Source organism: Corynebacterium atrinae (assembly GCF_030408455.1).
Classification (GTDB): domain Bacteria; phylum Actinomycetota; class Actinomycetes; order Mycobacteriales; family Mycobacteriaceae; genus Corynebacterium; species Corynebacterium atrinae.
In genome coordinates this window covers 2,545,773-2,557,323 of record NZ_CP046977.1, presented here as the reverse complement: position 1 = coordinate 2,557,323, position 11,551 = coordinate 2,545,773, and the positions used below count along the sequence as shown (strand labels likewise).

9 protein-coding genes and 1 pseudogene are annotated in these 11,551 nt (G+C 62.7%); 3 read left to right on the top strand and 7 right to left on the bottom strand.

Going from position 1 to position 11,551, the window contains the following annotated elements:
* Positions 1–177: 177 nt before the first annotated feature.
* The 7 genes and pseudogenes from CATRI_RS12400 to trmB all read right to left on the bottom strand — a co-directional run bounded on the left by CATRI_RS12400 (position 178) and on the right by trmB (position 7,741).
* Positions 178–1,539, bottom strand: a complete 1,362-nt coding sequence (locus CATRI_RS12400; protein WP_290218048.1) for an HNH endonuclease signature motif containing protein — start codon at positions 1,537–1,539, stop codon at positions 178–180.
* 189 nt (positions 1,540–1,728) lie between these two features.
* Positions 1,729–2,100, bottom strand: coding sequence for a DUF3054 domain-containing protein (locus CATRI_RS12395; RefSeq protein ID WP_290218046.1), 372 nt, complete (start codon positions 2,098–2,100; stop codon positions 1,729–1,731).
* Positions 2,101–2,157: 57 nt separating this feature from the next.
* Positions 2,158–2,718 (bottom strand): annotated as a pseudogene (locus CATRI_RS12390) (suppressor of fused domain protein).
* A 127-nt stretch (positions 2,719–2,845) separates the two neighbouring features.
* The gene (locus CATRI_RS12385) at positions 2,846–3,889 is read right to left on the bottom strand and encodes a lysylphosphatidylglycerol synthase transmembrane domain-containing protein (protein WP_290218044.1); all 1,044 of its coding nucleotides are present in this window, start codon (positions 3,887–3,889) and stop codon (positions 2,846–2,848) included.
* Positions 3,889–6,225 carry an MMPL family transporter gene (locus CATRI_RS12380; protein WP_290218042.1) on the bottom strand — a complete coding sequence of 779 codons (2,337 nt, stop codon included), beginning with the start codon at positions 6,223–6,225 and terminating at the stop codon, positions 3,889–3,891. Before CATRI_RS12380 ends, CATRI_RS12385 begins: the two co-directional genes overlap by 1 nt.
* A 27-nt stretch (positions 6,226–6,252) precedes the next feature.
* Positions 6,253–6,930 carry an NYN domain-containing protein gene (locus tag CATRI_RS12375; protein WP_290218041.1) on the bottom strand — a complete coding sequence of 226 codons (678 nt, stop codon included), beginning with the start codon at positions 6,928–6,930 and terminating at the stop codon, positions 6,253–6,255.
* A 28-nt stretch (positions 6,931–6,958) separates the two neighbouring features.
* On the bottom strand, positions 6,959–7,741 hold the full coding sequence (gene trmB / locus CATRI_RS12370; RefSeq protein WP_290218038.1) for a tRNA (guanosine(46)-N7)-methyltransferase TrmB: 783 nt from the start codon (positions 7,739–7,741) through the stop codon (positions 6,959–6,961).
* A 137-nt stretch (positions 7,742–7,878) separates the two neighbouring features.
* On the opposite strand from trmB, the gene CATRI_RS12365 reads away from it, so the two are divergent.
* The 3 genes from CATRI_RS12365 to CATRI_RS12355 all read left to right on the top strand — a co-directional run bounded on the left by CATRI_RS12365 (position 7,879) and on the right by CATRI_RS12355 (position 11,416).
* Positions 7,879–9,075, top strand: coding sequence for a hypothetical protein (locus tag CATRI_RS12365; protein ID WP_290218035.1), 1,197 nt, complete (start codon positions 7,879–7,881; stop codon positions 9,073–9,075).
* A 15-nt stretch (positions 9,076–9,090) separates the two neighbouring features.
* Positions 9,091–9,474 carry a DUF6802 family protein gene (locus tag CATRI_RS12360; RefSeq protein WP_290218033.1) on the top strand — a complete coding sequence of 128 codons (384 nt, stop codon included), beginning with the start codon at positions 9,091–9,093 and terminating at the stop codon, positions 9,472–9,474.
* 118 nt (positions 9,475–9,592) lie between these two features.
* Complete coding sequence (locus CATRI_RS12355; protein WP_290218030.1) at positions 9,593–11,416, top strand: phosphoenolpyruvate carboxykinase (GTP); 1,824 nt, start codon at positions 9,593–9,595, stop codon at positions 11,414–11,416.
* Positions 11,417–11,551 lie beyond the last annotated feature (135 nt).

Genomic DNA, 11,551 nt, shown 5'->3' with positions numbered 1-11,551 from the left:
TCTACATGATCATCAACCAGATCATTAGCGGCAAGTAGACGTTCTTTGGGTCAGACGAAGCCGCCGCGCGTCCCGCTGTTGCCGGGAAACGGCGGCTTTAGTGATTCTCCCTGGGCTGAGCAATCCCACGGGCATGCCCGTGGTGTGTGAGCATTTCCAGGTTCTGCAGGGGGCCTTCTAGGTCTCCCGGCTGTCAAGGGGGCGTCCCCATTCGGAGCAGCTAGGGCGTTCGTGGGGCGGTGGTGGTTTCTCCGGTTCGCCTTGTTCTCTCTTTTGTGCTTGGGACTCCGACCTAATCCTCGCCCTGCGCTTCGTAATCCGCTGGGACACCGTCTGCAACCACCGTCTTTCGCTGGGGGCTAGTGGCCCATCACCTTCGGACTCCGCCCAGGACCCGTCATCAAACAAGAAGTACTTCCGCCTCGTCACCGGATCCATGACATACGTCACCCGGCGGTCTGTCTTCATCGCATGATGCTTCACACACAACGCCGCCAAATTCGCTGCTGTGGTGGGCCCGCCATCGGCGTGATTGATCCGGTGATCCATCTGTGCTCGATGAGCAGGGGCATCACACCCACCGACTGCACACGTCCCATCAAGGCCGATGACGAGGGAGCGGATATCTGAGGGGGTGGCATACGCAGACGAGACTTTCTGAGCAATCGCATCGAGATCAATCTCCACATCAACCCGGTTAAGCAGATCTTCGGTCTGCTTTGCGGTGAGGTACCCGACCCCGGAGACCCATGCTGGGGCATTCGGGATATCGGATGCTCGGTAGATGTTGAGGGTGACATTCGTTGACCCCTCACCCCTCATCAAGGCCACGAAGGCGTCTGCCTGACTGATCCCATGGGCGATGGCGTGCTTGCGGATACGAAGGTCGATTTCTTGGGCGACGACCCCATCGAGATCAGCATGCAGGAAGCCCCGGCCGTCGTCGAAGGAGATCGAGACACTATCAACCGGTTGTGGGGCGGGATCCTCGGAGGAGATCGACTCATCGAGCATGGTGATGATCGCATTAAGGCGCTGTTTGATCTTTCCTGGTGTGGGAAGGATCTGATTAGTACGAGTAGGGGTGAGGAATTCTGCTAGTTCGGTATCGATGAGGTCGAGGTGTTCGGTGATGGTGGTGTCTGCTTTACACAACACACCGTCAATCGTCTTCAAGCGGACAAGGTCGAGGTGGAAGTACTCCTCCTGAATCTCCTTCAACTTCGGCAGCTCGTTAAGCCGTTGGTGGGCGCTGATCGCGGACATGAGGTAGTGATCCCCACGCCCCAGAGAACGCCGTAGCTTAGCGAGGACGATGTCAATGTCCTCATCACCATTGGGGAGGACTGATTGCCAGAGTTTGTGGTCTTCTTGGCGTATCTGTGTTCCCCGCCGGGCTACTGGGTCATGAGGTGAGCTGACCGCGAAGTAGTGCTGGGGGCCGGCGGCTGCCTCTTTCAGGTGCGCCTCCACCATGGAAAAGCCAATCTCAAGCGTGAGTGGTAGCGCTTTGCCTGGGTAGAAAATGTCACTGCTCATGTTCGTTCACCCCCTTGCCCCTTCGATTAGGTGTTCTAACTCCAATAGTAGAACACAATATCGAAACACGCAAGGGGTAGGGCAATGTTTTTGTCCAGGTGGCGCATGTTCAGTGCTGGCAGACTGGCCGCGTTGGCGCTAGTCAGAGGGCTGTGGTGTGTGCAGCTGCGCACAGCACCCCTCTGGGGGCTAGGACTTTGTTTTGGCTCGCATGTTCGTTAGGCCGCGCCATCCGATGAGTAGGAGGCCGGACATGATGGAGGCGACGATGATGAAGGACCAGTGGGGTAGTTCCCCGTGTCGCAGTGCCCAGATGCCTAGTCCGGTGATGGCGGTGGAGAGCCAGATGATGAGGCCGCCGGGAGCGATGGGGAGTGTGGGCTTTTTCGTTGCGTAGCAGATCGCGTGTCCGGTGATCCCGCCGAGGAGGAATGGCCAGAAGGTCCCCAGGACGTTGAGTGTGGTGAAGGGGGCTTCTGGGGTGTTGTGGGCAAGGCGGGCGAGGATCGCGAAGGTGAGGATGGCGATGACATCCGCAAGGATGATACGAGAGGGGGGCACGAGGTTCTCCGGTTTCACGCTGAGAGCTGCTGGATATACAGCTACTTTATCCCGCGATCAGATGACCCTGGGGCGGCCCGGTACTACGCCTTCGGGGAATCGGGCGGCGTCGAGACGCGCGAGCAGCTCCCCTGGGCTGTGTTGCAGGTGGAAGCCAGACTCTTCGGGGTAGAGGAAGTACAGGCCCCAGAAGTGTACTGTGGTGCCTTCGACCTTGAGTGAGCGGATGTTCGGATCGGCTACGGAGGTTGGCTCACCGACGATCAGTCCGGAGAAGTCGGAGCCTTCGTAAGTGTCCTCGATTGTGTCTCAGGCCTGGAGTGTGGTGCCGGGTGCCAGCCAGGTGTCCGCGAGGTAGGGAACGCGGGCGGTGAACTTGAGCTGATCATAGGGCCAGGTGATTCGCTGGGCCTCTTCCTCGGGCAGTGTCGGGGCTTGGTCGAGGGGAGTCCAGTCGGCAGGCAGGGTGATCATGAGCTCCGCCCGGTCGACATCCTTGCGGCCCCGGGGAACGTTCATCCGATGCGAGGACATGCCGGAGGTGACGAGGGTCCACAGTGGGCGTTCGGGGGTGGGTGCCCAGGAGTAGACGTCGATGCGAGGGCCCTGCGGGACCATCTCATGCCACACGGTTGGTTCGCCAGGGAGGAAGCGGGAGAGGTGTTCTGGGATGGCCTCGAGGAGAATCTCGCTGAGGTCGTCGTCGGAGGGGCGTGGCCGGAAGAAGTTGAACATGGGCCCCGCCCTATTCGGAAGCTGTGAGTCCGCGGCGGGCGTAGTGCGCAAAGTAGATGATCCAACCGATGACGGTGACCAAGGCGAAGGAAATGAGTCGGTAGATGAGGGCGGCGCCGGTGGCGTCGACGGCGGTCATGCCGGAGGCGACCAGGGTGGCGAGGATGGTGGCTTCCACCGTGCCAAGCCCACCGGGGGTGACCTGCGCGGAGCCGGCGATCTTAGCGGTGGTGTACGCGAGGAGGACGCCCATGATGGTGGTGTGATCGGGCGCTTTTTCCAGCCAGGGAGCGGCATCGGTGATGGCCCAGATGCTGGCCCAGAGGACGACGGCGTCGAGAAGCCGGTTGGACAGGGACCAGAAGGCGGCGGCGGCGAAGCTGCGTTTGCTCAGGTGGACGGTGTCGAGCTGATGGATGTGTTTGACCAGTCCGTCGACCCCTGCGGTTTCTTCGCGGCGGAGGAGTCGGTTGAGGGGAGGCATCCAGGCGCGTGTCCATTGTTCGAGGTGGCGTGGGTTATTTGCTGCCCAGTAGACGGCCCAAGAAAGGGCCACCATGGCGATGAGTGAGGCAACGAGGGACCAGATGCTGATCTTCGCGCCGAGGAAGAACACTGCACAGGCACCGATGAGGACGAGCCACATGGTGGAGATTGCCGAGGATAAAACGAAGAACCAGCCGCAGAGCACGGGGGAGGCGCCCCAGCCGCGCTGGACCTGGTAGGTGAAGAACGCGGAGAAGGCGGGGCCGCCGGGCAGGGTCGTGGACCAGGAGTTGGAGGCCATGGTCACTGCCGTGGCTTCGCGCAGGCGGACGCGGGTCCCTCCGGCGCGCATGAGCAGGCGCATGACCTCGGCCATTGCGAACAGTGACGCGAAGGCGACGGTGGTGGCGAGGAGGAGGCCGGGTACGTGGGCGTCGCTAAGCCGCCGGACGCCCGCGCCGAAGAAGGGGAATTGGTCGCGGAAGGCGACGGCGAGGACCACGAGGATGACCAGTGGTGCAACCCATCGCACCCACTTGTTCCGGGCGGCCTTCTGCAGGAATTCCATTAACGTTCCAGCTGACGCTGTTCGTCCTCCCGAAGGCGGCGGAGCAGTTCGGCGAAGGGAACCAGCTCATCATCCTGGCGGGTCGTGCGGCCGCCACGTGCGGCCTCCTGTTCATCGACGATGACGGCATCGTGGATCGAGAGTTCGGCGGTGTCCTGCACCGATGGTGCCGGCACAGGCTTATCGACGACCGCGGGTTCCACCTGCGAGCCGTGCCCGAGCTTGGCGTAGGCCTTCTTGACGAAGCCAGGGGCCCACCAGTTGTCTTCCCGCAGCAGGTGCATGACAGACGGCACCAACATCATGCGGATGATCGTCGCGTCGAGTGCGAGGGCGGCGATCATGCCGAAGGCGATGTACTTCATCATGACGATCTCGGAGAAGCCGAACGCGCCGGCCACGACGATCATGATGAGCGCCGCCGCGGTGATGATGGAACCAGTGTGCGCAGTGCCGTATTTGATGGCGTCATCGGTACTGTCTCCTCGGTCGCGGGCCTCGACCATGCGGGAGACGAGGAAGACCTCGTAGTCCGTTGACAAGCCGTAGACGATGGCGACAATGAGGACCAGCACCGGCGACATCAGGGGGCCCGGGGTGAAGTTGAGCAGGCTGGAGCCAACTCCGTTGACGAACATCGCGGTGAGGATACCCAGCGTCGCCCCTAGACCCAGGATGGTCATGATGATCGCCTTAGCGGGCAAAATGAGCGATCCGAAGACGAGCGCCATGAGGATGAATGTGGCGGCGATGATGTACAGCGCCATCCACGGCAGCTTCTCCATGAGTGCTTCGATGGACTCAATTTCCATTGCCGGTGTGCCGCCAATGTAGGCGTTAACGCCCTCGGGGACGGTGATGGCACGGAGCTGATCGACGACGTCGCCGTTGAGAGAGCGGTCCTCAATACCTGCGGAAAGCACCGTTGTCCCGTCCACTGTGCCGGAGTCCGGCGTGAAGGGGGAGGACAGGCCGGTGATCTGACGGGTCTGCATGTAGATATCAACGAGCTGTTGCTCGCTGGCGTTGGTGACGACCAGTTTGATCGGCTCGGTGCGGAAGCTAGGGAAGCTCTCGTTGAAGTCATCCTGTGCCACGCGGGTGACCTGGTCTGGTGGGAGGTAGGTCTCGTTGATGCCGCCGAATTTCACACCCGCCAACGGCAGGGTGAGCGCGAGGAGGAGACCGACGATGGCGACGGTGACCAGCTTGGAGTGGCGCATGGCCCAAGCGGGGAAGCGGAACCAGATGGTGTCTTCGAGGCGACGGGCCTTGCGGCTAGCGCGGCGAACGGAAAGCTTGTCGATGTTTCGGCCCAGCATGCCAAACACTGCGGGCAGGACCGTCACGGAGAGTAAGGCAGCAAGTCCGACCGCAGAAATGGCACCATAAGCGACTGACTTGAGGAAGGCTTGCGGGAACACCAGCAGGCCCGACAAGGCCACGGCGACCATGAGGGCGGAGAACACCACCGTCTTACCGGCGGTCGCGTTCGTGGTGGTTACCGCCGTTTCTATGTCCACGCCTTTGTCTAATTCCTCCCGGAAGCGGGAGACCATGAACAGGCCGTAGTCGATGGCTAGGCCGAGGCCGAGCAGGGTGACCACGGACTGGGCGAACACGTTGACCTGGGTGACTCCGGCCAGGATGGAGAGGATGCCCAGGGAACCAGCGATGGAGAGCACACCAACGAGCAGGGGCATGAAAGCGGCGACGACGGAGCCGAAGACCACTAGCAGGAGGATGGCGACGACGGGGAGGGCGACAACTTCGGCGCGGACAATATCGCCTGCCATGCCGTCATCGAGAGCATCGGCCACGGCGGTGGCGCCGGCAACCTGGACGGTGACCCCTTCGGGAAGTTGATCGGGAACGAGCGCGTCCTCGATGGCGCGGAAGTCCTTGAGGGTCTGCTCACCATCGCCGACCAGGCCGATGGCGGCGAAAGCCTTGGTGCCGTCCGCGTTGATCAGCTGCGCATTGCGGGTATCAAAGTAGCTGGTGATCTTGTCGATCTGCCCGGGATGCTGTTCTTTCAGCTCCGTCAGCTGACTGGCCAGCGCGCCGAAGGTGGCCGGGTCGTTGAGCGTGCGCCCAGAACCTTCCGCCACTTCGTAGAGAAGGATAACGTCGCCGTTGTTGTCTCGCCCGAAGGTCTCGAGCTCGATCGCGGCGGCAGCGGTGGAGGAGGAACCTGGATCGTCCCAGCCTTCTTGGCTCATGCGATCGCCCAGGCGGAGGCCGAAGATAACGTAGATTGCCACGATCGCGGCGATGATGATCACCGGCACAATGCGGCGGTGGCGATAGGAAAAGTGACCCCATTTGAGGAACACGGCAATCCTCCTTTCCGGGAACGAAGCTTAGTGGTTGCGGCTAGATAGCAAGGCCGAGAGCGGGCGGAAGGGCTGCAGCCAGGCACCCTCGGACGGCAGGGAGTCGAGGCTGATGCGCGGCAGTGGCTCGCGGAAGACCCCGGGGATCTCCTCGAGGTCAACGAACGTGATCGAGTCGGAAGCCACTGCCCAGGAGGCGTGCTCGTGGAAACCGAGGACGGTGACGGGCAGGCCTTCGGCAGTCAGCTCGTCGATAGTGTCCTTAAAGTTCTGGCCGTCTGCGGAAGCGACAACCAGACCTTTGAGCACACCTTCTTCGTGCCGACGACGGATGTGCGCCAGCATGTCGGGATCGACGTCGGAATCCTCATCGGTCTTTGGTTTGGCGAAGACGGCGAAACCGACGTTGCGCAGGGCCTCCACCCAGGGGCGGATGACATCGGCGCCACCCGGGGTGACGTTGGTAAACACCGTCGCCTCGGCTTCGATGTGCTGGCCGGTCTCGTGTGCCAGGCGGCCGGCCTGGGCGAGCATCCAGCGGCCGATGGCGTCGAAACGCGGGCGGTAGGCGGCGGTCGGGCGGCCCCCGAGGATGGCACCGAGGCCCATGTCCAGGTTCGGGGCATCCCACACGAGCAGCAGGTTCTCGGGGCCGGGCGCCGCCGCAGCCGTGTAATGGTGGGTGGATTCGTGAAGATCGCTCACGGAGGGGTTCTCATTTCAGAAATAGGAGTTAAGCAGGCGTGTGGTTGCGCTGCCACAGAAATTCATTGATGGTGTGGTCTTTTTGCAGACCCTTGCCCTCAAACTTAGTGATCACCTGGCGGTCGGTGAGCTGCGGGCATTCTTCCCACGGCCACCCCCGGTATTCCAGGAGAGGTTCCACGTCGACGAGCTCGGAGATCCATTCGGCATAGTCCGCGTGATCGGTGGCCACGTGGAGGACGCCACCCGGCTTGAGGCGGGTGGCGATCAGGTGCAGGGTGCCGGATTGGATGAGGCGACGCTTGTGATGGCGAGCCTTCGGCCAAGGGTCGGGGAAGAAGATACGGACGCCGTCCAAGGACGCCGGCGCGATCATGCGGGCGAGGACCTCGACCCCATCCCCGCGCACCATACGGATGTTGTTAATGTCCCCGCGCACGACCGAGCCGAGGAGCTTGGCCAGGCCCGGCTTGTACAGTTCGACGGCAATAACGTTCGTGTCCGCCTCAAGCGGAGCCATCGCGGCGGTGGAGGTTCCGGTTCCCGAGCCGATTTCCACGATGGTGGGGGCGTTGCTGCGACCGAACCATGAAGGGACGTCGATAAGCTCATCGCTGAGGACTGTGCCCAGGTGGGGCCAGTTTTCCTCCCAGAGCTTTTCTTGGTTATCGGTGAGGGTTCCGCGCCGAAAACTCACCGCACCGAGGCGAGGGTAGGTGCGGCCGTCATCGCCGAAGTCAGTTTGCGGGGGGCGGCCAGCGGGCAGATCTCCAAGCGGGCGGGCACTATCAGGAAAATTGGAAGTAGACATCCCTTATATTGTCCTCTGGTCTTGGGCAAACTTCAATTCTCTGCCAGCCATAATCCCCTGCGGTTGCGGGATTAGTCCTGCCGGGTGATCATGTGGGCAACGGCATTCAGGGGGGGATGCGGGTGGAGACTCCGGACATGTTTATTCGTGCCGCCGACTGGGCGCATGGGCGCGAGTTTGGCTGCCGCGTGGGCATGGACCTGCGCCGGATCCTCGGCGAACTTACGGGCCCGCCCCGCGTGGGGGCATGCACGCTGGAGGGGAGCGTGCCGCTGCCCGACTGTGCGGAGATACGGGAGGTCACCGTCACGTGGCCTGGGCTTTCTTTAGGGATCGACGCCGCGGTGCTTGTGCACCCCGCGCCCCTGCCGCCTGAGGTTCGTGCGCGGATCCACACGGCCTCGCCGCTCGTGGTGGTGGTCGCCGAGCTCGATCGTTCCAGCTGGGAGTTCGTGCTCGCACGGGTCAAAGAACAGCTCATCGAGGTTCGCCTCCGGCTCTTGGCTGTGCAGTTGCGTTTGCTGGCTGCCCGGCATCCGGTGGTGGCGTCAGAGCTGGCGGGGATCGCCCGGGAGGCCGAGCCCCGTCGACCGCGCATCGCCGTCATCGGTCCGGATTCCGATGCCTGTGCGCAAGTAGCAGCAGCGGCGCGGGGCGTGGATGTCGTGGACCACTCGGATGTCGATGCGGTCCTCGCCGTCGCCCCATCCGCCGGCTGGGGTCCGGACGATGTGCCGACGCTTATCGACGCCGCCCGCCGCAGCGGCCGACTCATCAGCACTGCCGCGCTACCGCCCGGTGTCGACGGTACTGTCGCCGCCCCCGGCGACTTGGCCCAGGCCCTCGCCCGCCCACGAGCGGGCGTCGTGCCTGCCCCGCGGATCGGGGCGTGGCAGCGCGCCGCTGAGCACTGCGAACGTCGCCGTCGCCTGCTTTTCGACGCCCACCTAGTAGCACTCATCGCCCAGGCGGAATCGGACCCGGCGGCTGTACTCAGGGGTCTGCGCGCAGTGGCGCTTAGCAATTCGCTCCCGGAGCCGGGAAAGCCGCGCCTGGGTTCCCTCGCGCTGCAGGCCGTCGTGTTGGGGCTGGCCACCGGCGCCGCTATCTGCCGAGTGCTTTGGTGGTGGCAACCGGTGCTCGGCATCGTGCTGGGGTTGGGGGCTGGTGTGGCGGTGGGTTGGGTGCGGTGGGTAAGGGGGCGTCGAGAAGCACAGGTGCTTTGGGCGGAGCGGGAGGCTGCCCGACTGCGCCGTGCGACTGCCCTCGGTGCCGCGCAGCGCGACGGCCCGCAGCAGTGGCTGCACCGCAAACTGACTTTGGCGCGGGATTGATGAGGGGTTAGCGACATGGATCTGCATGGATTGGCAGGATTGGCGGGGGAGGGAGAGGGGCTCCGGCTGTACCTCGGTGAGCAGGAATGGGGATTGGGAGGGGTGGCCGGGGATTCGGTCACTTTGTGCGATGCGGAGGGTGCGACCGTTTATGCCGACCTTGATGGAGATGGAGATGTCGATCACATTTCCACAGTTCATGGCGATGGCCGCTATGAGGTCTATTCCGCCGACCCACACCGCGCGATGTGGGGATTAACCGACTTTGACCCACTGTGTGACCAACGTAACAGGGTGCTGGCCTGCGAAGATTCTCCCCAAAACACCCCCGAAATGAGGCAAAGAAAAGGTTCGCATCATGAGCAAACGGACATGTGGATTCGTATAGAGCATGGATAAGGCCCATGTAGGGCCAGGGAGGGGGTACAGACGGTTTGGGAAGCCCCCGCGAGTGGTGACAAGTCGATAATCTAGGGGAGGAAACTCTATCTAGTGACGCTTATGTCAAGGAGAACACATGACCACTGCCATCAAGGGCCTCGTTGGCCCCGCCCCGACCGACAACGAGAAGCTCCTCTCCTGGATTGCTGAGGCAGTGGAGCTGTTCCAGCCGGAGGCAGTCGTCTTCGCTGATGGCTCGCAGGAGGAGTGGGATCGACTGACTTCTCAGCTGGTTGAGGCTGGCACCCTAATCAAGCTGAACGAGGAGAAGCGTCCCAACAGCTTCCTCGCTCGCTCCAACCCGGACGACGTGGCCCGCGTCGAATCCCGCACCTTCATCTGCTCTGAGAAGGAGGAGGACGCTGGCCCGACCAATAACTGGGCGGACCCGGCAGCCATGAAGGCGGAGATGACCGAAGTTTTCCGTGGTTCCATGAAGGGCCGCACCATGTACGTCGTGCCCTTCTGCATGGGCCCGATCACTGACCCGGACCCCAAGCTGGGTGTCCAGCTCACCGACTCGGCTTATGTGGTGCTGTCCATGCGTGTCATGACCCGCATGGGCGCGGACGCACTGGCCAAGATCGGAACCAACGGCGACTTTGTTCACGCCCTGCACACCGTGGGCGCCCCGCTGGAGCCGGGCCAGGAAGATGTCACGTGGCCGTGCAACGACCTCAAGTACATCACCCAGTTCCCGGAGACCAAGGAGATCTGGTCCTACGGCTCCGGTTACGGCGGAAACGCCATCCTGGCTAAGAAGTGCTACGCCCTGCGTATCGCCTCCGTCATGGCTAAGGAAGAGGGCTGGATGGCTGAGCACATGCTCATCCTCAAGCTCATTTCCCCGGAGGGCAAGAACTACCACATCGCCGCCGCTTTCCCGTCGGCCTGTGGCAAGACCAACCTCGCCATGATCACCCCGACCATCGAGGGCTGGACCGCCGAGGTCGTCGGCGACGACATTGCCTGGCTGAAGCTGCGCGAGGACGGCCTCTACGCCGTCAACCCGGAGAACGGTTTCTTCGGTGTCGCACCGGGTACCAACTATGACTCCAACCCGATCGCCATGAAGACCATGGAGCCGGGCAACACCCTGTTCACCAACGTCGCACTCACCGACGATGGCGACATTTGGTGGGAGGGCATGGACGGCGAAAAGCCCGCTCACCTCATCGACTGGCTGGGCAATGATTGGACCCCGGATTCCGGCGTCAATGCCGCGCACCCGAACTCCCGCTACTGCGTGCCGATCGAGCAGAGCCCGGCCGCTGCCCCCGAATTCAATGACTGGCACGGCGTCAAGATCGATGCCATCCTCTTCGGTGGCCGTCGCGCGGACACTGTCCCGCTGGTCACCCAAGCATTCAACTGGGAGCACGGCACCATGATTGGCGCCACCCTATCTTCCGGTCAGACCGCCGCCTCCGCGGAAGCCAAGGTTGGCTCCCTGCGCCACGACCCGATGGCCATGCTGCCGTTCATGGGATACAACGCCGGAGACTACCTGCAGCACTGGATCGACATGGGCAATGAGGGCGGCGACCGTATGCCGGCCATCTTCCTGGTCAACTGGTTCCGCCGCGGCGAGGACGGCCGCTTCCTGTGGCCGGGCTTCGGCGAGAACTCCCGAGTTCTGGCCTGGGTGGTTGACCGCATCGAGGGCAAGGTCGACGCCGACGAGACCGTTGTTGGATACACCGCTCGCGTCGAGGACCTCGATCTGTCGGGTCTGGATACCCCGGTTGAGGACGTCAAGGAGGCCCTGAGCACCTCTCCCGCGGACTGGCAGCGTGACCTGGAGGAGAACGAGGAATACCTCGCCTTCCTCGGCCCGCGCGTTCCGTCCGAGGTTCATGCGCAGCTTGCGGCTCTGAAGGAGCGCATCGCTCAGGCCTAGCGGCCAAACTTGCGGATAAAAGGCCGGGCAGGGAATCACTGAATCAGTATTTCCCCGCCCGGTTTTTTGTATGTCAGATATTTGACATACTTGGAAGCAGAATCCTACCGACTTGATCCGGAGTTCACTTGCTGC